Genomic DNA, 21,686 nt, shown 5'->3' with positions numbered 1-21,686 from the left:
CACCGAACACCCTGCCCTCTCACCGACATCGGGAACATCCATGAACACACCCTGGGACAGCCGTTTCGAGGCGCTGGTGACGCGACATGTCGACCTCGGCCGCGACGGAGGACTGCGGCCGGACGACGATCTGCTGGGCCATGGACTCGACTCCATCGCCATCGTCGAACTCGTCGTCTCCCTGGAGGAGACCTACGACATCGAGATCCCCGACGAGCGGCTCACCCAGCAGTCGTTCACGACCCCGGGCACCCTGTGGTCGGTCGTCTCCGGCCTGGCGGAGCGGGAGCCGAGCCGGGAGGGCGCCGCGTGATCGTCTCCCTCGTGGGCTCGGACGGGGCCGGCAAGTCGACCGTCTCGCGGCTCGCCACCGAGCGGCTGGCCGCGGCCGGAACGACGATCGAGCGGGTGGACCGCTGGGACATCGTCGACAACCCGGCATACCCGGCGACCCGCTTCATGAAGCCCGATGTGCCCGACACCCGGCTCTGTGTCGCGGAGATGCCGAACCCGACCCGGTTCCTGTTCCTGATGTGGTCCATCTCCCACGCCCTGCTGGCCCGCACCCCCGAGGCGGTCCGGCCCGGCACGGTCACCCTGCTCGACGGCTACTGGATGAAGCACGCCGCCGCCGAGATCGTCTACGGCCTGGACCGCACCTGGGCGGAGGGCGTCGTCTCCGCACTCCCCGTCTCCGGGCAGGTCCTGTATCTGCGGCTCGACCCGAAGCGGGCCTGGGAGCGCAAGGCCGGACGGGACGTCGTGCCCTACGAGTGCGGGATGGACCCCGAGTGCGCGCAGGAGAACTTCCTGACGCACCAGAACCGCATCCTGGCCGTGCTCGACGACTGGGCCGCACGGTTCGGATGGCTCACCCTCGACGCCGAGGAACCGCTCGACGACGTCGTCGACCGGGTCGTCACCACCGTGTCCGGGGCGCTCACGGAGGAGCGGTGAGCGCGCCCGCTGCGGTCCCGTCGCCCGTGCGGACCGGGGAGCCACGCACCCTCGTCGTCAAGGTCGGCGGCAGCCTCGTCTCCGACAAGCGCACCGACGACCACCTGGACGCCGCGGCGGTGCGAGACTACGCGGCGCTCGTCGCCGACCTCGTACGGACCTTCCCGGGCCGCACGGTGTTCGTGGCCGGTGGCGGCGCCCTGGGGCACGGGGCGGTCCGCGACCTCGACGCCGCGGACGACTTCGCCGCCCTCGCCCTGACCCGGGCCACGTTCGCCGTCAAGTGGGCCTGGACCGCGGCCTTCCGGGAGGCGGGCATCCGTGCCATGCCGCTCCAGGTGGCGGCCATGTACGCGGACCAGCCGTCCGGGGCCGTCGCCGACCTCACGGTCGTGCGCAGGCTGCTGGCCGAAGGCGTGCTGCCGGTGCTCTCCGGCGACTGCGTCCTGACCGCCGACGGCGGCCTGCGGATCTACGGCAGCGACCACGTCCCCGGCATGCTCGTCGACGGGTCGCTCGCGCCCGTACGGATCGTCACGCTCACCGATGTCCCGGGCATCCTGACCGGGACCGAGCCGGACGGGCCCGTCCTGTCCTGGGTCAGCCCCGACGACCCGTCACCGGCGCACGCCCTGGTGTGGGAGACCGCCTCCTGGGACACCAGCGACGCGATGCGCGGCAAGGTCGACGCCATGGTGGCGCACGCCCGCCTCGGAGCCGAGTGCGTGATCACCCGCGGCGACCGCACCGCGGCCTCGCTGCACCACCTGCTCGCGCCGATGAGCCGATGGCCGGAGGACGTACCGCACACCCTGATCTCGCGCACACGCCCCACCCCGATCTCTCGAACGCCCTCCGTCCCGCACCCCACCGGGGACGCAGGTCCGACCGGCACCGACGGCCACGCACCGTCCGTGTCCGACCCCAGCTTCACGTCAGCCCGCCCCTGAGGAGATTCCGGCATGTCCGCCACCACCGCCACGCCCACCGTCGGCCGCCTGGTACTGCTCAACCCCGGCCCGGTCAACGTCCACGAGGACGTGCGCGCCGCCATGACCTCGCCCGACCAGTGCCACCGCGAGCCGGAGGCCGCCGCGCTGATGACCCGGGTTCGTGAGAAGGCCACCCGCGTCAGCGGCGGCGACGACACCTGCACGTCCGTGCTGCTGGCCGGCTCGGGCACCGCCGCGCTGGAGGCGGCGTTCTCCTCCATCGTCCCCGCGGACGGCCGCATCCTGATCCTCGACAACGGCAACTACGGCGAGCGGCTCTGGCGCATCGTCGACGTGCACGGCATCCCGCACCGCCGCATGGAGTTCGGCTGGTGCAACCCGATCGACGTGGACGCCGTCGACCGCGCCCTCGCCGAGGATCCGGGCATCACGCACGTCGGCCTCGTCCACCACGAGACCAGCACCGGCATGCTCAACCCGCTCCGGGAGATCGGTGCCGTCGTCGCCAAGCACGGCCGGCAGTTCGCCGTGGACGCCATCAGCAGCCTCGGCTCCGAGCAGCTCGACCTGCGGGCCGACCACATCGACTGGTGCGTGGGCACCGCCAACAAGTGCCTCGAGGGGCTGCCCGGCGTCAGCTTCGTCACCGCCCCGCGCCACCGCCTCGAGGAGCTGCAGGGCGTACCGGCCCGCACCTTCTACCTGGACCTGTACGGCCACTTCATCTCCCAGGACCGCAAGAACGCGCCGCTGTTCACCCCGGCCCTGCAGGTCATGACCGCGTTGGAGGAGGCCCTGGACCGGTCCCTCGCGGAAGGTGTCGAGGGCCGCGGCGCCCGCTACACCGCACTCGCCGAGCAGATCCGGGCGGGCCTCGCCGAGCGCGGCATCCGCTTCCTGCTGCCGGCCGAGCAGCGAGCCAACTCCGTGACGAACGTGTACGTGCCCGAGGGCATGACGTACGACGAGCTGCACGACGGCCTCAAGGCCGAGGGATACGTCGTCTACTCCACACAGGAACAGCTGGAGGGCGTCTTCCGCGTGGCCAACATGGGCCAGCTGGACGGCGACGACATCGCGGGCTTCCTCGCCGCGTTCGACCGCGTGGTCGCCAAGTACGCCGACCGGGACGCGTGACCGGGCCGCAGCGGCATGCTCCCACCACTCTGATCAAGGAGACCCACCGTATGCGTTCCAACCGACTCGCCATCGTCGGCGCGGGCCCCAGCTGCACCTACGTGCTGGACCGGCTCGCCGCGACGGCGCAGGCGGCTACGACGGCCCTGTCGCTCGACATCCACATCTTCGACCGCACGGGGCAGTTCGGCGCCGGGCAGGTGCACAGTTCCGAGCAGCCGGTCACCAGCTTCCTCAACCGCATCGTCGGCCAAGTGGCGTTCGCGGCGGACGAGAGCGTCGTCGGCGCGGGACCGCTGCTGCCGAAGGAAGACCGGCCCACCCTGCTCGACTGGTGCCGCGCCAAGTACGAGGAGACCAAGGACCCCGTCTTCGACCTGGCCGCCGAGGACTGGCCGAAGCGTTACGTCCACGGCCTGGCGCTCGCCGACCAGTTCCGACGGTATGTCAGGATGCTGCGGCAAGTACCGGGCGTGGAGGTCCATTTGCATGTCGGAGAGGTGACCGACCTTCAGGAGCTGCCGGACGGCCGACTGGCCGTCATCGGCGGTGACGGCGAGCATGTCCTCGACGCCGACCACGTCCTGATGCTGACCGGGCACTCCTCCAACGACCCGGCCCGCTATCCGCGTCAGGCCGCGTGGGCCCTGTTCGCGGAGCGGCACCAGGCGGCCTTCGTCCCCTCCGCCTACCCGCTGGAGGAGGCCTTCGAGCCCGGCCAGGCCGGTCCCGGAAGCACCGTCGGCTGTGTTGGCATGGGCCTCACCGGCATCGACGTCATCCTGCACCTGACCGAGGGCCGGGGCGGTGTCTTCGAGGAGCAGCCCGACGGCACCCTGACCTACCGGGCCTCCGGTCAGGAGCCCGACTCCATCGTCCTGTTCAGCCGCGCCGGGCTGTTCACCTTCGCCCGCCCCTACAACGCCAAGGAACGCAATCCCGAGGAACTGGAGCACCGGGGCGTCTTCCTGGTCGAGGACGCGGTGCACCGGCTGCGCCGGTCCGCGGGCCGGCCCGTCACCATCGGCGGTGTCGAACAGCGCCAGCTCGACTTCCGCGACCACGTCTTCCCCGTGATCGTCCTGGAGATGGCCCACCTGTACTACACCACCCTGCTCGGCGCCGACTTCGGCCGTCGCCTGAAGGCGGCCGCCCAGCCCGAGTACGAGGCGTTCCTCGCCGACGGCGGCCGCGGCGCACCGTCCGACGACTCCGTACGCCGGCTCCTGGCCCCGCTGGAGGCCCTGGTCGACGAGGCGGCGGAGACGCTCGACGCAGTCCTGGCGGGCACGCTGGGCCTGGCCGCGGCCAAGGAACACGAGTGGGACGCCGAAGCGGCACTGCGCCGGCTCCTGGACGTGGTCTTCGGGCCCGAGCAGGCGGCCGACCTCGCCGCGCGGATCGACAACCCCGCCCAGTTCGCCGCCGCCGTCGCGGCCGCCGAGTCCCCCTGGCGGCACCCGAAGAGCGTCGGTGCCCAGCGGTTCTCCTGGGAGCGCTCGATCCGGCCGATCGACCGCGGCTCGTTCGCCACGCCCGGCGAGTACCGCGCGGCGATGCTCGACTTCCTCGACCTCGACCACCGCTGGGCCGCCCAGGACAACCTGTCCAACCCGGCCAAGGCGGCGGCCGACGGCGTCTGGCGCGACCTGCGTGACGTGCTGGCGGCGGCGGTCGACTTCGGCGGGCTGCACGCCGCGTCGCACCGCGACTTCCTGGACGTCTTCATGCGCCACCACAACCGGCTCTGCAACGGCGCCGCGCTGGAGGTCATGGAGAAGATCCGCGCCCTGATCCAGCACGGCCTGGTCGATGTCTCGGCCGGCCCCGACGCCGAGGTGGCGCTGGACGAGAGCAGTGGACGCTTCGTGGTGCGCGGCGGTGTCACCGGTGCCGAAATTCCGGTCGACATCCTCGTCGACTCACGCGTCCACCCCTTCGACGCCGAGAACGACGTCCTGCCGCTCTACCCGAACCTGCTGCGGCACGGGCTCGTCCGCAAATGGCGCAACCCGGGCATCGACGAGCCGGACTTCGCGCCCGGCGGCCTGGACCTCACGGAGGACTTCCATCCGGTGCGTGCCGACGGCGAGGTGGACCGGCGACTCACCCTGCTCGGCCCGCCCAGCGAGGGCGTGATGTTCTTCCAGCTGGGCGCCCTGCGGCCGAACCAGAACCACCACGTCATGCAGGACATCCTGCGCTGGATCCGGGAGTTCTGGGGCCAGGACGACACCGCCGCCGACACGGTTGGCGCGCGCATCACCACGGGAGTGTGAAGGATGACGACCGTAGACGGCGAAGGCGCCGAACGGCTCGACGAGATCGCGGCGATCCACGCCCGGCTGCGGGCGGACGCGGCCGCGCTGGACGACGCGGCGGCCCGTGAGGCGACCGAACTGCCCGGCTGGAGCAGGGGACATGTCCTCACCCACCTCGGCGACCTGGCCCGTGCCTTCGCCCGGCAGGCGCGCTACGCACTCGAAGGCCGCACCGTAGAGGTGTACGACGGCGGCCGCCCGGGTCGTGACGCGTCCATCGAGCGGGGCGCGGGCCGCCCCGCGGCGGAGCTGCGGGACGCGCTGGAGGACGGACTCACGCAGTTGGAGAAGGCGTGGGCCAGGCTGGGCCCCGACGACTGGAGCCTGCCCTGCGCCTACCGTGACGCGGATCTGCTGGCCACCCAGCTGTGCTGGTGGCGCGAGGCGCACATCCACTACGCCGACCTGGGCACCGGCTACCGGCCCGAGGAGTGGGGCGACGCCCTCGGCGCGCACCTCGTCGGATATCTGCTGCCCCGGCTGCCGGCGGCCCGTACGACGGTGCTGCTGTCCGCCGACACGGCGCGACGCTGGGAGTACGGCGCGGGCGCCCCGACCACGGTCCACGGCACCCAGAACACCCTGGCGGCCTGGCTCGCCGGGCGGTCCGCCGCCCAGCTGCCCAAGGCCTACGGGTCCACCGATTCACTGCCGGAGCTGGGCTCCTGGCCCTGACCGGCGCCCCCGGCCACCGCATCCCGCGGGCCGGTACACCACGCACGATCGAAGGAGACGACAGGCATGGCGGCACAGACACAGACTCTCAGCGGTGACACCAGTCTGGTGCTGCCCGAGTTCGACACCCCTCCGCAGGACCCCTACCCGTTGATGCGCGCCTGGCTGGACTCCGCGGTGGCCCGCGAGGTCCGTGAGCCGTACGCGGCGGTCCTGGCCACCGCCGACCGGTCGGGCCGGGCGTCGAGCCGGGTGCTGCTGGTCAAGGAGATCGACGACCGGGGGCTGCTGTTCACCAGCTTCCGGGGCAGCCGCAAGGGACAGGACCTGGCCGTGACGCCCTGGGGGTCGCTCACCTTCTACTGGCGGGAGACGCTCCAGCAGCTCACCGTGCAGGGCCCGGTGGAGGTCCTCACCGGCGCGGAGTCCGACGAGCTGTTCGCCCGGCGGCCGCTCGCCGCGCAGGCCACCACGGCGGTCTCCCGGCAGAGCCGCCCCCTCGCCGACGAGGCCGAGCTCAAGGCCGGCGCGAAGGCCCTGACCGCCGCGGGCGGCCCGGTCGCCCGCCCTGACGAATGGACCGGCTACCGGCTCGTGCCGCACGCCATCGAGTTCTGGTACGGCAGCCCCGACCGGCTGCACCGGCGGCTGCGCTACGACCGCGGCGCCGACACCGCCGACTGGTCGCACCAGCGGCTCCAACCGTGAGGCGCTCGATCCTCATCCGACCAGCAACGACCTTGGAGAGCCCCCATGCACGCTACCGAGCAACTCCGGGCGGTGGCCGACGACCTGGTCACCGAGATGCGCAGGCACCGCCCGCCGGACTGCGCGGGCACCTCGGGCGCCGTCCAGGCCTGGTACCGCACCAGCGGACGCTTCGCGGAGGGCCGGGTCAGCGACATCAGCGTCCAGCGGGGCGAGGGCACGTCCGCCAGGTACGTGCTGCGCGACGGCTTCCGGCACCGGTCGATGTCGGGCCTCGATCCGTCCACCGCCGTCCTTGACGGGGACGGCGGACGTGCCCCGGCGGGCGCGGGCCCGGGACGGCCCCCCGGGGGCCGTCCCGGGCCGGAGTGGATGAACATCTCCTCCGTCCTGTCCGTGCTCGGCGCACTGGAGAAGTCGGCCCGGGACTTCGACCCGGCTGTGGCCCAGGTCGTCATCGACTTCGAGCTGAGCGAACAGGACATGGTCCTCGCCCAGGACGATCGGATCCGCGAGGAACACCGGCTGCTCAGCTATCTCACCGTCCGGGTCATCGCCCGCAGAGGCGGCCGGATGTCCACCGGCTTCTACACCCCAGGCACCAGCGGCACCCTGGATGGCATCGACGCCGCGGCTGCCGGCGCCGAGGTCGCCCGGCGCGCGGTGACCGGCCTCGACGCCCGGCCCGCCCCGGTGGGCCACCTCCCGGTCGTGGTGGCCGGAGGGCGCGGCATGGTCCTGCTCCACGAGGCCTGCTGCCACCCGCTGGAGGGCGACGAGGTGCTGCGCGGCTCCGTCTACGCCGGACGGCTCGGCGAGACCATCGCCTCCCCGCTGGTCACCATCACGGACGACCCCACCGTCCCCGGGGCGGTCGGTTCCTTCGGCCACGACGACGAGGGCACGCCCGGAACACCGACGACCCTCATCGAGAACGGCGTCCTCAAGGGCTATCTGACCGACCAGGAGTCGGCGGCGCGGCTCGGCCTCACGCCCAGCGGCAACGGCCGGTGCACCACCGTGCTGCACCCACCGCAGCCCCGGATGACGAACACCTGCCTCGCGGCCGGCACGTCCGGTGTCGAGGACATCGTCTCCGGCACCGAGTTCGGGATCTTCGCCCAGCACGTCGGCGGCGGTGAAGTCATCGAGTCCACAGGCGAGTTCACCTTCCGTGTGACCAACGGCTTCCTGATCGAGAACGGCAGGATCACCGACCCCATCGAGGAAACCACCATCACAGGAACGGGAACCCAGGTGCTCAGGGACATCGACGCGATAGCCGACGACCCCGTCGTCGGGGCCGCCAAGTGCGGCAAGTTCGGCCAGTGGGTGCCGGTCGGCGTGGTCGGCCCGACCCTGCGCGTGCGGTCGCTCCTGGTCGGCGGTACCGGGCGATGAGCGAGGCATCCGACTTCCTGAACGCGACCGCCGCAGACCGGGGCGCTGACTCGGAGGTGTGGGAGAACGCCCACGAGACCGACGAACTGGTCTGCCGGGAGGGCGCGGTGGAACGCCGCGTCGCCACCGCCACGACGGCCACCGCCCTCACCGTCTGGAAGGACGGCGGCGAGGGATACGCCGTGCACATCCCCGGCGGAGCCGACGCCTCGCTCGTCGACACCGCCCTCGCGGTCGGCCGGTCCCTGGGCTTCGCGGCGCCCGCGCCCGCCCGCCGCACCGTGCCGGCCACGGGGCCGCGGCTGCTCGCGGACCCACGGCTCGTCGAGACCGTGACCCGGCGCCTCGCCAAGCTCACCGCGGGCCCCGCCGATGTGGACGTCGAGTTGCGCGCCAGGGCCGACCGGTCCCGGGTCCTGCTGCACCGCGCCGGCTGCGAGCCCTTGCAGCACACGACGGGTACCTTCCAGTTGCAGGCCCGGATCACCGCCAAGGACCGGCGCGTCGGGTTCATCGCGCACCAGATGTTCGGGCGGTCGGTGGACGCCGTCCTCGAGGACGCCGAACGCGCGGAGTTGGACGAGCTGACGGCCCTCGCCCGCGTGCTGGCCCGCGAACCCGTGCCGCGACTCTCCCACGACGACGTCCTCGTGGACGGGCGCGTGATGGCGAAGCTGTTCATGCTCGCCGTGCCCGCCTTCCAGCTGGACTCCGTCCTGGAGGGCCGCTCGCCGCTGGCCGGCCGCACCGGCGAGCGGATCGGCAGCGCGGGCCTGTCCCTGGTGGACGACCCCATGGCGGCGGACAGCCCCCTGCCCACGCCCTGGGACGACGAGGGCACCGCGTGCCACCCCACTACGCTGCTGGAGGACGGCGTGCTGCGCGGCTTCCTCAGCTCGCGCCGCACCGCCGCCGAGGCGGGCACGGTGAGCACTGGCTCGGGCCGCCGCGGGCCCTCCGGCGAAATGCCCACCGTACAGCCGGGCTTCCTGGCGCTGCGCCCCGCCACCTCGCTGGGGGACGCCCCGCTCGACGGCCGAACCCTGCTGAAGGTGGTGCAGGCCAACGGCGCCCACACGTCGAACGCCATCACCGGCGACTTCTCCATCGGCGCCAACGCGGTCCTCATCACCCCCGACGGCGCCCAGCACAACGCCGGCAACATCACCCTCGCCGGCAACGTGTTCGAGTTGCTCGCCCGGATCGACGGCCATGACGGGCGGATGCGGCTCAACCGCAGTCACACCTCCTTCGTCGCGAGCCCCGGCGTCTGGACGTCTGGGCTCACGATCGGGAGGTAGCCGCGCCATGTCACTGCTCAAGCACCGGGACTTCCGCTTCTTCTGGGCCGCCCAGACGGCCAGCACCGTCGGCGCCAACATGAGCCGGGTGGCGCTGCCGCTCCTGGCCGCGACGACGCTGGCCGCCACCCCCTTCCAGATGGGGCTGCTCCAGGCGGCGCAGACCATCGCCTTCCTGCTCATCGGTCTGCCGGCGGGCACGCTGGTCGACCGGATGCGCCGCCGGCCGATCCTCATCGCCTGCGACCTGCTGCGCGCGCTCTTCCTGGCGTGCCTCGTCGTCGGGTTCGCCCTGGACTGGATCGACTTCACCGGGCTGATGGCGGCGACCCTGGCGATCGGCTTCGCCACCGCCTTCTACGAAATCGCCTACCAGTCGTACATCCCGGCCGTGGTGGGCCGGGCCCACCTCGTCGAGGGCAACGCCAGGCTGGAGAGCACCAACGCCGTCGCCCGGCTCGCCGGGCCCACGCTCGGCGGCTCGCTCGTGCAGCTGCTGGGGGCCACCGTCACCGTCGCCTCCCAGGCCGTGAGCCATCTGGTGTCGGCGCTGCTGGTGTCCCGGATGCGCACCGTCGAGGAGACACCGGCCCGTGGGGACCGGCGTCGGATGACGGCCGAGATCAGCAGTGGCCTGCGGTTCGTGCTGCGGCAGCCGGTGTTCCGGGCCATCACCGGCTCCGCCGCGACGTACAACTTCTTCTACGCGGTCATGTTGCCGCTGGTGATGCTGCTGCTGGTCGAGGAGCTGGGGCTGTCCGGGACCACCGTCGGTGTGCTGATGGCGGTCAGCGGACTCGGCGGCATCCTCGGTGCGGCGGCGGCCGGCCGGCTCGCCGAGCGGATCGGGCAGGTGCGCGCCATGTGGCTGGCGTACCTGCTGACCGTGCCGACCACCTTGCTGATCCCGCTGTCGCACGGCGGCTGGGGGATCGCGCTGTTCGCCGTGCCCTGGTTCACCGTCAGCTTCGGCATCGTGGTCTACAACGTCGGCCAGGTCAGCATCCGGCAGGCCCTGTGCCCGCCGGAGATGCTGGGGCGGATGAACGCCAGTGTGCGGTTCATCGTCTGGGGCATCCTCCCGCTCGGCTCGCTCATCGGCGGTGCCCTCGGCGAATGGATCGGCGTGCGCGGCGGCCTGTTCGTCGCGGGCGCCGGGATGACCGCCGGAGTCCTGTGGCTGCTCCTGTCCCGGCTGGTCCGGATGCGCCACCTGCCCGCCGAGGAGCCGCGGGCGGTACCGGACGCGGCCCCCTCCCCCTGACGCGACCTCGAAACCGACCGGCCCCCGAAAAGCCTGATCAAGGAGCACCCCCATGTCCGACCGGAAGACTCCCCGTTACGTGGTCTTCGTCGAGTCCCCCCTGACCGGCGCGGGCCAGGACTGTGCCCGGTTCCTGCTGGAGCAGGGCGTGACCCCCGTCGTGGTGGCGGCCCAGCCCGCGGCCATGGCGCCCTCGCTGATCCGCGACTACGCCGAGCTGGGCGTGGAGATCCGCACCTGTGACACCCATGACGCCGACGCCGTCGTCGCGGCCTGCCGGGAGATCGCCGCGGACGGCGAACTCGTCGGAGTCGCCTCGGTGTACGAGTACTACTGCGACATGGGCGCCCAGGTGGCCGCCCGGCTGGGTCTGCCCGGCCCGGACCCGGCGGCCGTGGCCGCCTGCCGTTCCAAGGCGTCCATGCGTGCCGCGATGGCCGCGACGCCCGGCCTCAACCCGCGCTTCCAGGTGTGCTCCTCGGCGGACGAGGCCGCGGCCGCCGCGACCTCGATCGGGTTCCCGGTCGTGGTCAAGCCGCTGGACCTCACCGGCAGCCTGTGGGTGCGCCGGTGCGAGACGGCCGGGGAAGTCGACGCGATCACCCGGGAGATCCTGGGGATCGGCGAGTACCTCGGCCAGGAGGTGACCCCCCGCGTGGTCGTCGAGGAGTGCGTCCCCGGGGCCGAGTACTCCGCGGAGGTCATGCACGGCAAGGTGCTCGGCCTCACCGAGAAGATCTGCAGCGCGCCCCCGCTGTTCCTGGAAATGGGCCACATCTTCCCGGCGGCGGTCACCGGCGAGCGGGAGCGCCTGCTCGTCGAGAAGGCCGAGCAGGCCGTCAAGGCGATCGGGCTGACCTGGGGCCCCGCCCATGTCGAACTCAAGCTGACCGCCGACGACAAGGACGCCCGGGTCATCGAGGTCAACGGGCGGATCGCCGGCGACCGGATCCCCGAAGCGGTGCGGATCGCGAGCGGCGTCGACATGTGCCGCCTCCACATGACCGCGCTGCTGGGGGCCACCCCCGACCTGAACGTCGTCTGCGACCGCACCGCGGTCGTCCACTTCCTGATGTCGGCGCCGCTCGGCCGCCTCGACGCCATCGACGGCGTCGCCGAGGCACAGGCCCTGGAGGGGGTGCACGAGGTGCACATGCGCCCCGGTGTGCAGCCGGGCATGGTCTACAAGGCCAACGGGTCGAACCGGGACCGCGCCGCCTGGATCATCGCCGAGGGCGCCGACCGGGACGAGGCGCTCGGCCGTGCCGTTGCGGCGGGCGAGAAGCTGACCTTCACGTGGTCGCCCGTCGACGAGTCCGAGGTCAAGGGCTAGCCGTCATGCCGACCACCCCAGAGCACCGCGCGGTGCGCTTCGCGGCGGGCGAGGCACGCCGGGCGCCACTGACCTGGAGCCAGCAGTACTACCTGGCCGAGACGGACGCCGCCCGGCCGCTGGGGCGTGGGCTCGCCATCAGCAGGCTGTACGAACTGCGGGCTGATGTGCGCGAGCAGGATGTCGTGACGGCCCTGCGGGACCTGTTGCACCGCTTCGAGGGCCTGCGCAGCACGGTCGTCCGTGACACGGCCGGTGCGACCGCCGGCGCAGGCGCCGACGCCGGAGCCGGGCAACACGTCCACGCGGAGGGCACCTTGCGCCTCGCCGTCCATGACGCGGACGACGGTGCCCGGGGGGTGGCGGAGGCCGCGACCGCCGTACTGGACGAACTGGCCGCGACACCGTTCGACGTCGCCGAGGAGTGGCCGGTACGCGCCGCGCTGATAGGCCGCGCGGGCCGGCCCCGCTTCCTGGCGCTGGTGTTCAGCCATGTCGCCGTGGACGCGTTCGCCCTGCTGCCGGTCACCGAACACCTCGTCTCCACCGTCGCCGTACGCCATCCCGAGTGGCCCCCCGCCCGGAGCCGGGATGCGGGCCGCAGCCCTCACGAACAGGCGGCCGCCGAGGCGACCGAGCCGGCCCGCCGCACGGCGGAGCGCGCCCTGCGCCGAGCGGCCGAGGCCTTCCGCACCATGCCGACGGCACCCCCCGCCCCGGACGGCGCCGCATCCCCCGACCGGTACCGGTTCCTGTCGCGCACCTCGCCCGCGCTGGACCTGGCGGCCGGTGCCGTGTCGCTGCGCACGGGGGAGAGCGTCGCCACCGTGCTCGCCGCGGCCATGGTCACGGTCGACGCCCACCTCGCCGACAGCCTGACGGGGTACCTGCAACTGCTCGCCGCCAACCGGTCGCGCCCCGAGACCGTCAACGCCGTGGTGCCCTGTTCGCAGCCCGTGCCGTTCTGCGTGCCCGTGGCGGGCTCCTCCTTCCCGGAACTGGTCCGTGTCACCGCCTCGGCCACCCTGGGCGCGCTGCGCTTCGGCTCGTATCCGCCGGACCGGCTGGCCGAGCTGCACCGTGCCGTCGAGCGGGAGCGGGGCGTCCGGCTGGACATCACGCCCACGCTCAACTACCGGCCCCGGGCGAGCACACTGCCCCGCCGCGAGGTGACCGCGGTGGAGCTCGAGGAGTCCGCGGCGGCCGGTCTCACCCGCTGGATCCCCAGCGATCTGGTGTGGCGCTCCACCCGCTATCTGAGCGCCGACGTCAGCGAGTCCGGTATCCGGCTGGTGCTACAGGTGGACACCCAGGTGCACACCCCTGGCTGGGCCGAGCACTGGATGGCGGCGCTGGAGCGGCTGCTGTGCGCGGCCGCGATCCGGGAGGTGAGCGCGGAGGAACTGCAGCACCTGGTGAAACAGTCGCAACCGACAAGTCAGGAGTCGAGATGTCTCTGAGCGGTACGCAACGGACCGTCATACTGGTCGGTGCGGGCGCCATGGCGGAGGGCTATCTCCGCGCGGCACAGCGCATGGGCCTGAGGGTGGGCCTGGTGGAGACCGCCGCCCGGCACGCCGAACTGGCCCCCCGGTTCCCATGCGTCGTCGACTTCGAGCCGGTCGAGGGCGTCCCGGCCCGGGACGAGGCGTGGCTGCCCCCGGCGATGGCACTGGCCGGCCGGCTGGCCCCGGACGCGGTGCTGGGATTCGCCGAGCCACAGGTGCTCGCTACGGCGATCCTGCAACACCGGCTCGGCGTGCCCGGCCCGGGCCTCGACGCCGCTATGGTCTCCCGCAACAAGGCACTACAGCGCGGTGAGTTCCACCGCGCGGGCCTGCCGCAGCCTGGCCACCGGCACACGGTACGGCTGTCCGACGCCTCCGAATGGGCCCTGGACCGGCTGCCCGTGGTCGTCAAACCCGTGGCCCTGCAGGGCAGCATGGGCGTCGAGCGGATCGACACCCCCGAGCAGTGGCAGGACGCCGTGCGCCGCCGCGACGACGAGGGCCCCCTGCTGGTCGAGTGCTATGTCGAGGGAGCGGAGTACAGCGTCGAGGCGCTGGTCCGGGACGGGCAGGTGCTGTTCACCAACCTCACCCGCAAGGAGACCACGGACGCCCCGTTCTTCGTCGAGCTGTTCCATGAGGCCGGCCACGGAGCCCAGCGTCCGGTGCTGCGCAAAACGGCCGACGAGCTGTGCCGCGGTGTGGTGGCCGCCCTGGGCCTCAACACCGGGATCGCGCACCTGGAGTTCAGGGCCCGCGCCGACGACGACCTCGTGATCATGGAGGTCGCGGTGCGCACCCCGGGCGACCACATCCTGGAGATCATCTCCCTGGCGCACGACTTCGACGTGTACGAGGCCTGCCTGCGGCTGACCCTGGGTGAGCAGCCGCAACTGCCTCCTGCGGACCGGGAACCCATACGCTCCGCGGGCAGCCTGTTCCTCGGCGCCGGCCGGGCCGGGGTCCTCGCGGCACTCGACCTGACGGACTGGGCGGCCCAGGAGGGTGTGGTCCGCCATGCCGCCCGGCTGGCTCCCGGCGCGACCGTACGTCCCGCCGAGAACTCCGGGGACCGACTGGCGTACGCCGTGCTCGACTGCCCGGGTCCGACAGAACTCGCCGCTCTGGCCGAGCGGTTGCGGGCGATCGCACGCGTGGAGATCAGCGACGACGCCCTCGCCTGAGCCGCGCCCGCGCTCAGCCGTCCGACGGAACCCCAGCACGCACAGGACAAGGAAGACGTATGTCAGCAGAGCGAGTCTTGATCATCGGCGGCCGGATCGAGAATGTGCGCAAGGCCGTGGAGCAGGGGCTCGGGGTGGTGTACCTCCAGCAGCCAGGGCAGTTCACCCCCGAGCATGCGAAGCTGGTCGACGCGGCCTTCCTCGTCGACTTCGCGGACTGGTCCGTGGTCGAGCCCATCGTCACGGCCGCCCACAAGGTCTACGGCTTCACGCGCGTGGCCACCACCGGCGAGGCGGGCGTGGAGATCGCCGGGCGGATCAACGACCTGCTGGGCCTCGGCGGCGTCTCCCACGAGGTCGCCCGGCTGCTCCGGGACAAGCTGAGCATGCGCGAGCATCTCTCCCGGGTCGGGGCCAGCACAGTTCCGGCGGTCGAGGTCATCGACCGGGCGGCGCTGGAGGAATTCGGCGCCGCGCACGGCTACCCGTTCATCGTGAAGCCGGTCGACGGCATCGCGAGCCTGGGCATCCAGCTGGTGCGGGGGCCGCAGGAGGTCGGCGCGGCCTGGGACCGCATCGTCGAACTGCGCGCCTCCGACCACCAGTTCGCCCAGTACTTCCCGCTGGACCGCTTCGTCGCCGAGGGCTATATCGAGGGGCCCGAGTTCAGCGTCGAGGCCTTCACCTTCGAAGGCCGTCATGTGATCGTCGCCGTCACGGAGAAGCTGACCGACGGCAACTTCGTGGAGGCGGGGCATGTGATCCCGGCCCGGATCGACATGGATGCCGAACGCGCCGTCGAGGCAGCCGTCGTGGAGTTCCTGGACGCCATGGGCGTGGTCCACGGTCCCACCCACACCGAGCTGCGGCTCTCCCCGGACGGACCACAGGTGATCGAGTCCCACAACCGGCCGGGCGGCGACCGGATCAGGGATCTCGTGGAAGCGGCGTACGGCTTCGACATGGAGGCCTACACGGTCGCCTGGCCGTGCCCCGGACTGCCGGCCCCGACCGAGCGGCCCCCGTTGAGGCAGGCCGCCGCGACCCGCTTCCTGACCGCCGAGCCCGGGGTGGTGTCACGGATCGAGGGCGCCGAGGAGGTCCGCGCCCTGGAGGGGGTCGTGGAACTGGATCTCTCGGTCTCCACCGGTGACGAGGTGGCGGCGCTCAGGTCCAGCTGGGACCGGATCGGTCAGGTGATCGCGGTCGGTGCTGACCCCGACGCGGCTTTGGCGACCTGTGAGGAGGCGTGCGCCAGGACGGTCGTCGTCACCGGGGACGGCCGGGCGGACGCCGAGCCCGGGACGGGCCGGTGAGCTACTCCGAGGTCGGTCCCTGGAGGAGCTGCACGAGGTCGTCGTGTCGGCCTCGTGCGAGGTGTTCGACAAGGCCTCGGCGACGCTCCGGGACGTGGACCGTCAGCGATTGAGGCAACCGCCGTTCTGCTGGTCGCGGCGGCGGACGGCACGTGCGACGTCTCCCCGACGGGGAATCCGGGCTTCGCCCATGCCATGGACGACTCGACCAATTGGCGATCCCGGACGGCCCGGGCAATCGCCGGTTGACAGTGGGCCCAATGTACTTGACAACCCAAAGGTAAGCCTTGCCTCTGTCCTGCCCGGTCGGCCCCGACACGCTCCGGATCAACGGCCGCACGAAGCTGCTGCGGGGCGCGCCGTTCTTCGACCGAATGGCGGTCCGGGGCAACAGGTCCCAGCCCGCCGTGCTCGTGGAGGTGGAGGAGGCCTGCTCCACCGCGGCAAGTGCTTCCTGCGCCCGGCTCCGGGACCCCTCGACCTGGGCACCGGACGCCGTGTCGGCGCGGGCAGAGCGAGCAGCGCCTCTGTCCGCAGCCGCAGAATCCCGCCTGGCGGCGCGACAGATTGCCTACTCTTGTCAATCACTTGCCAAGCTCTCCACTCGCCATCTAGTGTTCGAGCCGACCCGCGCAACCGGGGGGCCCGCCGTGCCTACAGGTCGGACGGCCGAAACCGATGGCGCGGGGCGGAATAGTGGATGTCAAGGAGCCAGATCGTGAAGATCACCAAGCTTGTCAAGATCGCCGCCGGGGGGCTGGCCGTCCTCGCCCTGTCCGTCAGCTTTGCGCTCGGAGCCGGGGCCGCGTCCGAACGTTCCCTCGATTCGAGCGTAAGCGTTCAGTCCGGTGGGCATGCGGGCGGCGCTATCGACTGGCCGTAGGGGCCGCCGGATTCCATCGGTCGCCCGACCGGCCGCCGAGCCGATTGCCCGTATTGAGTCAAACTTTGCCAAGCGGTCCATGGAATGAAACCATCGGACGCGAGTATCCAAGCCCGCCCTTGGTGTGCTTGAAATTGTCCGTCGGGGGACAACGCACCACATGTTCCACGCAGAGGTGGAAGTTGCTTGAGCAGCCAGCATTCGGTCGGCGTCTGCGCCAGCTGAGGCAGCAGCGTGGCAAGTCCCAGGTCGAGTTGACAGGGCCTGGAATGTCTGCCACATATCTGTCACGCCTGGAGTCCGGCAGCCGCCGGCCGACTGAGCGTTCGGTCGCCTACCTGGCCGAACGCCTCGGCATTCCGGTCGAGAGCTTCGAGAAGCAGCCTGAGGACAGCCTGACCGACGCGGTCGCCTCCGTCGCCGCGCTCTCGGAGCGGGAGATCGATGAGGAGGCGGCGGGCATCCTCGTCGAGGCCCTGGACGCCGCCGACGACGCCGACCCCGTCATGCGCTGGCATGCGCTCGCCCAGCTCGCCAGATGCTACGAGGCCCTCGGTGACTTTCCCGGTCAGCGAGGCGCCCTGATGCGCCTGAGCGAACTGAGCAACGACATGGGGCGGCCTGTCCTCCAGGTGCGGGCCCAGCTGAGGTTGGCGCGTTGTGCCCGCAATCTCGGCGACGCAGAGGCGGCCCGCGCGGCCGTGCGGCAGGTGCTGGCCCTCAGCCAGGAGCACGGCGTCCGGATCTCCACCTCCGACCTGGTCCGCAGCAAGCTCGTCCTGGTGTCGGCGGAGGCGGAGCTGGGCGACCTCGCGGAGGCCGCCAGGCTCGTCGACGAGGTCCGCAAGTCGCTGGAGCACACTGACGGCGTACTGGCCGCCGAGGTGCTCTGGACCGCGGCCACCGTCAGCACCCGGCAGGGCAATCACACCCGGGCCTTCGCCTTCCTGCTCGAGGCGCTGGGTGCCCTCGACAGTCGCGACAACCTCGTGCTCTGGATCAGGCTGCGGCTGGCCGCAGCATCCCTGACCATGCAGTCCATGCCGCCCCGGCTCGCCGAAGCGGAGTCCTTCCTCGACAGCGTGGAACCGCTGCTGAAGGTCGCCGGTCCGCTGCGGCACTGGCACGAACTGCTCTTCCTCAAGGCCAAGCTCGCCTACCACCAGGGCGACGCAGACCGCGCCACAGAACTCGTGGCCCAGGTCGGGGAGGGCGCCCAGTCGTTCACCTACCGTGACCAGATGCGGCTGGAGGTCCTGCGCGGAGTGCTCGACCTGAAGGCCGGCGACCCGGAGGCGAGCGGCCGGCTCAGGGAACTCGTCGCCCAGGTGGAGATGGCCAACATGCCCGACCTCGCGGCCGAGGTCTGGCGCACGGTGGCCGAAAGCGCTCTTTAGAACGACTGGAAGAAGGAGCACAACCGCTCCCATAAGTGTGTCCAAGCCCGGGTCGAGCACGTCTTCACGCGGATGGAGACGTGGAAGATCCTGCGCGACTGCGGCATCCGCCCCGCATCGCCCGCAAGGGCATCGAGTCCTCCACCCGGCTGGGCCGGCACCGTTGGACCGTCGAGCGCACGATGTCCTGGCTGGGTGGGTGCCGCCGCCTGCACCGCCGCTACGAACGAAAGGCCGAGCACTTCCTGGCCTTCACTGCCATCGCCTGCAGCCTCATCTGCTACCGCAGACTCACCAAATGAGACCACGTCTTAGTGAAGTGGCGCGGCTGCTCGGCGCCGTCGGACAGTACGCGGGCCTCCTTCGGCGCGTACGGCAGCGTGGCCACCACCGGTACCTGAAGGACGCGCTGCACCTCGCCCGCGGGATACGGCCCATCGTCAATCATCAGGACGCTGATGTCGCCGACCCGCTCTTCGAGTGTGCGCACTCGGCCCTCGGCAGCTTGCAGACAGCGCAGCGTGCAGCGGACCACGACGAACACGGCGTCAGTCTGCTCCGCCAGGACGCCGGATGGCCCGTACGCCCCGCGTCGGCCGAGGTCGATCAGGACGTCGTGAGCGCTCTCGGCCTCGATGCCGCGGAACATCTGTGCCAGGACCTTCCACACCGAGCAAAGGCTCGCCGCCTGCGCGGGGTCGGTGATGCCGGGCAGCAGCAGCCGGTCTCGCGGAGACTCCTTCTTGCCATCGTCGCTGCTCAAGTCGATCAGCTGACGCCAGAATGCGTCGCTGAACTCTCCCTTGCGGGCGGCGACCGAGAGGTTGCGCAGCCCGTACCGGTCGCCAAGCGAACCCTGCAGGAGACCGTGCAGCACGGCTCCGCCGTCCGGGTCGCATTCGGCAAGGATCATCCGCCGGCCAGCCTCCAGCGGCCACGACAGCAGCAGGGCGAGAGCGCTCGTGGTCACGCCGGGGCGCGCCACTGCACCCTGCGAGCGCGATCACAGCCATCAGCTACCGTCCGGAGCGGCGAGGACCAGGCGCAGGGTGCCGGCCGAAACCCATGCGGCGGCGGTCGGGCCGTCCTCCGCAGCGGTGGAGACGTCGACGACCACGATCCCGGTGCCGGGAGCAGCACTGGAGGCCTTCACGACCGCCCGTCGATGATCTCCGGCGCAGCGGCGGACGTCTTGTCGGTCTCCGCCTCCCCCTGGGCGGGGACGTGCACCAGCTGTACCTTCTGGCCTGGCACCAGCGCCGTGGCGGGCACCTGCTCCGGCTTGAGCCCGATCGGGACCAGCTGCTCGCCAGCCTTCACCAGCGAGTCCTTGGTCACCTGAGACGGGGCGAGCAGGGACCCCGGCTTGAGCTCGGCAGCGGCCCGCTTGCCCACCACCGAGTCCAGGTCACTGCCGCGCACCGCCTTGACGGACGGGTCCAGGGCGATGGAGGCCTTGCCCAAGTCGCCCTCCGTCACGACCTGGCCGACCTGCACATCGCGGACGACGGTCACGACCTCGGTGCGGTTGCCGACCTGGAGCAGCAGGACGGCAACGCCGGCCCCACCGGCGGCGATCAGCGCCAGCGACAGGGCGATGACACCTGGTCGGCGACGACGGGCCGACACCCGCGGGGGAGCGACGGGCCCGGCCACCTGCCCCTGCGGGGGGACGCCGTTCGAACTGACTGTGCCTACACGTTCTTGCGCCTTGCTCAACGTCCTGTCCCTCCGGCGGCGTTACCTGACGACCTGCAGTTCACCGATCGCTACCTGCACGTTGGACTGCCGGATCTCGGTGAGCTGGCCGGCCTCTCCGCCGCCCTGCCAGTCGATCGTCCAGGTCGACGTCGCGATGACGGGGAACTTGCCGTTCCTGGCACCAGCTGAGGTCTTGGAATACACGTGACCGCACGTCGGCGACTGGGCCATGCCCTCGGATGCCTGGTAGCGCGTGCCGGGGCCTTGCACGTCACACTGGCGCCGTCACCCATCTGCCACACGATCTTCGACACTTTCGCGGTCGCGGTCACGGTGATCCCGCCCGCCGACGCCGAAGCGGTGTTGGGCCCGTAAGTCGTGGCGCTCTGGTTGACCCACATCCACATCGGGACACCGACGGTGTACTTCCAGGCCGCACGCGGACTAGCGATGTCCGGGCCGAGCAGCGTCATCGAGTCGACTGCCCGCTGCGCCAAGACAGTCGGGGCCACCGCTTCTTGCTCGGGCGGTTCAGCCAGCCACACCATCCGAATCACCCAGAGATCCTCTGTACCGTCTGGGGCCATCGAGCACGATTGCTCGTATACGGCGCCGTCACCGGGCTTATGGCCATCCCATTCCAAGCTGCCAGCAGGCGGTTGCGGGTCTGCGAGCTTGTATTTGCAGACCGTGTCCAAGGTGCCGTCAGGATTCACGTAGGAGCCGTCATCGCTCCCGCCTGACGGTCCGCCACCGCCCGTGCCGCCGGCTTGGCCGCCGCCCTGCCCGGGGACGTCTACCGCGACCTGGCAGGTGTACAGGCCGCACTCGATACCGCCGCTGCCCCGGTCATCTTCCGCGTGGCTGGTGGCAGGGATGGAGAGCGTGGTCAGGACGGTTGCTGCGGTGACGGCAATGCGTCGCGTCAGCATGACTTCCCCTGGGGCTCGTCGCTAATGACGCGCCACCCCTTCGGGTACTTCTCGATGGTGCTGACGATCAAGAATCTCGTCAGCCGGTTTTCCGGGAGGGGCACAGGCTTCTTGGTTTCGGCATCGACGGTCTGCCAGTTGGAGATATCCAGGCAACTGGAGACGGTGGCGTTCGGGATCTTGCCTGCTGCGTCGACCTTGGTGACCGTCTGGTCGGTGAGGGCGACACTGCCGGTGTAGATGCGGCCGCGGTCATGGGCGCGCTTGGCGTCTGCCTCGGCGTTCTTCAAGGCGGCGGATGCGGCGTACCGATCAAGATGCGCGCTCTTTCCGGTGCGGTCGGCGTAGAGCTTCTCCATCTCCTGCCAGTAGGCCGCGTACGCTGCTATCGCGGCTTTCCTCACTGCATGCTCCGGATCCCGCGTGGCAGGACTCGTCGAGGACTGCGCGACGGACGGCGACGTGTCGGATGCCTCTCCGTTGCCGTCGGAGGTACTGCACGCGGACAGGGCGAGGTCGGCACATAGCGTGAGAGATGCGGCAGCCAGACTTCGAAGGGGGCCAGCGGCGGTGCTGAGTCCGGACGAGCGTCGTTGTTTTGCTCTCATGTTGCCTCTCCGTACGGCGGTGCAGCTGCTGCCCGAGCCTTCCGACATCCGGCGGCCCAGAACCGTGGCCTGGTGCATTTGCGGCAATGCCGTTTGCGTGAGCGAGA

General features: G+C 71.3%; 19 protein-coding genes and 2 pseudogenes. 17 read left to right on the top strand and 4 right to left on the bottom strand.

The features are described from left to right. The first annotated feature begins 40 nt into the window (after window positions 1-40). From IE97_RS0102965 to IE97_RS38140, 17 genes and pseudogenes are all read left to right on the top strand, one after another. Window positions 41-313 (top strand): phosphopantetheine-binding protein, encoded by a 273-nt coding sequence (locus IE97_RS0102965; protein ID WP_030230342.1) that lies wholly within the window; start codon window positions 41-43, stop codon window positions 311-313. After that, window positions 310-957, top strand: a complete 648-nt coding sequence (locus IE97_RS0102960) for a thymidylate kinase (protein WP_030230340.1) — start codon at window positions 310-312, stop codon at window positions 955-957. The genes IE97_RS0102965 and IE97_RS0102960 overlap by 4 nt, the downstream gene beginning before the upstream one ends. Further along, on the top strand, window positions 954-1,907 hold the full coding sequence (locus tag IE97_RS0102955; protein WP_158708225.1) for a hypothetical protein: 954 nt from the start codon (window positions 954-956) through the stop codon (window positions 1,905-1,907). Before IE97_RS0102960 ends, IE97_RS0102955 begins: the two co-directional genes overlap by 4 nt. A 12-nt stretch (window positions 1,908-1,919) precedes the next feature. Further along, complete coding sequence (locus IE97_RS0102950; protein WP_030230332.1) at window positions 1,920-3,047, top strand: pyridoxal-phosphate-dependent aminotransferase family protein; 1,128 nt, start codon at window positions 1,920-1,922, stop codon at window positions 3,045-3,047. Between the two features lie 50 nt (window positions 3,048-3,097). After that, window positions 3,098-5,326 carry an FAD/NAD(P)-binding protein gene (locus tag IE97_RS0102945; RefSeq protein WP_051704824.1) on the top strand — a complete coding sequence of 743 codons (2,229 nt, stop codon included), beginning with the start codon at window positions 3,098-3,100 and terminating at the stop codon, window positions 5,324-5,326. A gap of 3 nt (window positions 5,327-5,329) precedes the next feature. Then, window positions 5,330-6,043 carry a maleylpyruvate isomerase family mycothiol-dependent enzyme gene (locus IE97_RS0102940; RefSeq protein ID WP_030230324.1) on the top strand — a complete coding sequence of 238 codons (714 nt, stop codon included), beginning with the start codon at window positions 5,330-5,332 and terminating at the stop codon, window positions 6,041-6,043. A gap of 66 nt (window positions 6,044-6,109) precedes the next feature. Then, window positions 6,110-6,751: a phenazine biosynthesis FMN-dependent oxidase PhzG gene (gene phzG, locus IE97_RS0102935; RefSeq protein WP_030230320.1), complete on the top strand. Its 642-nt coding sequence runs from the start codon at window positions 6,110-6,112 to the stop codon at window positions 6,749-6,751. Between the two features lie 45 nt (window positions 6,752-6,796). Next, complete coding sequence (locus IE97_RS0102930) at window positions 6,797-8,152, top strand: TldD/PmbA family protein (RefSeq protein ID WP_051704823.1); 1,356 nt, start codon at window positions 6,797-6,799, stop codon at window positions 8,150-8,152. Continuing rightward, on the top strand, window positions 8,149-9,453 hold the full coding sequence (locus IE97_RS0102925; RefSeq protein ID WP_030230310.1) for a metallopeptidase TldD-related protein: 1,305 nt from the start codon (window positions 8,149-8,151) through the stop codon (window positions 9,451-9,453). The genes IE97_RS0102930 and IE97_RS0102925 overlap by 4 nt, the downstream gene beginning before the upstream one ends. Before the next feature lie 7 nt (window positions 9,454-9,460). Further along, window positions 9,461-10,717, top strand: a complete 1,257-nt coding sequence (locus IE97_RS0102920; RefSeq protein WP_030230306.1) for an MFS transporter — start codon at window positions 9,461-9,463, stop codon at window positions 10,715-10,717. A 52-nt stretch (window positions 10,718-10,769) separates the two neighbouring features. Then, entirely contained in the window at window positions 10,770-12,050 is a 1,281-nt protein-coding gene (locus IE97_RS38145) for an ATP-grasp domain-containing protein (protein ID WP_051704822.1), read from the top strand. Between the two features lie 5 nt (window positions 12,051-12,055). After that, complete coding sequence (locus tag IE97_RS0102910) at window positions 12,056-13,510, top strand: hypothetical protein (protein ID WP_030230301.1); 1,455 nt, start codon at window positions 12,056-12,058, stop codon at window positions 13,508-13,510. Further along, on the top strand, window positions 13,501-14,742 hold the full coding sequence (locus IE97_RS0102905) for an ATP-grasp domain-containing protein (protein WP_051704821.1): 1,242 nt from the start codon (window positions 13,501-13,503) through the stop codon (window positions 14,740-14,742). The genes IE97_RS0102910 and IE97_RS0102905 overlap by 10 nt, the downstream gene beginning before the upstream one ends. 59 nt (window positions 14,743-14,801) lie before the next feature. Then, on the top strand, window positions 14,802-16,058 hold the full coding sequence (locus tag IE97_RS0102900) for an ATP-grasp domain-containing protein (RefSeq protein ID WP_078603052.1): 1,257 nt from the start codon (window positions 14,802-14,804) through the stop codon (window positions 16,056-16,058). A 718-nt stretch (window positions 16,059-16,776) separates the two neighbouring features. Continuing rightward, on the top strand, window positions 16,777-16,941 hold the full coding sequence (locus tag IE97_RS41905) for a hypothetical protein (protein WP_158708224.1): 165 nt from the start codon (window positions 16,777-16,779) through the stop codon (window positions 16,939-16,941). Window positions 16,942-17,063: 122 nt separating this feature from the next. Continuing rightward, window positions 17,064-18,338, top strand: coding sequence for a helix-turn-helix domain-containing protein (locus IE97_RS0102890; protein WP_234310540.1), 1,275 nt, complete (start codon window positions 17,064-17,066; stop codon window positions 18,336-18,338). 110 nt (window positions 18,339-18,448) lie between these two features. Continuing rightward, window positions 18,449-18,640 (top strand): annotated as a pseudogene (locus IE97_RS38140) (transposase); the annotation flags it as partial. Here IE97_RS38140 and IE97_RS38135 read toward each other — a convergent pair. The 4 genes and pseudogenes from IE97_RS38135 to IE97_RS0102865 form a co-directional block, all read right to left on the bottom strand. Further along, window positions 18,619-19,308, bottom strand: a complete 690-nt coding sequence (locus tag IE97_RS38135; protein WP_234331779.1) for a hypothetical protein — start codon at window positions 19,306-19,308, stop codon at window positions 18,619-18,621. The pseudogene IE97_RS38140 and the gene IE97_RS38135 sit on opposite strands and share 22 nt — an antisense overlap. A 42-nt stretch (window positions 19,309-19,350) precedes the next feature. Further along, window positions 19,351-19,994, bottom strand: a pseudogene (locus tag IE97_RS38130) (SAF domain-containing protein). A gap of 84 nt (window positions 19,995-20,078) precedes the next feature. After that, on the bottom strand, window positions 20,079-20,243 hold the full coding sequence (locus IE97_RS42730; protein ID WP_234331776.1) for a hypothetical protein: 165 nt from the start codon (window positions 20,241-20,243) through the stop codon (window positions 20,079-20,081). 721 nt (window positions 20,244-20,964) lie between these two features. After that, entirely contained in the window at window positions 20,965-21,330 is a 366-nt protein-coding gene (locus IE97_RS0102865) for a hypothetical protein (protein ID WP_030230274.1), read from the bottom strand. Window positions 21,331-21,686 lie beyond the last annotated feature (356 nt).

The sequence above is a fragment of the Streptomyces sp. NRRL S-455 genome (assembly GCF_000717875.1).
Classification (GTDB): domain Bacteria; phylum Actinomycetota; class Actinomycetes; order Streptomycetales; family Streptomycetaceae; genus Streptomyces.
This window is presented reverse-complemented; position numbering and strand designations above follow the sequence as displayed.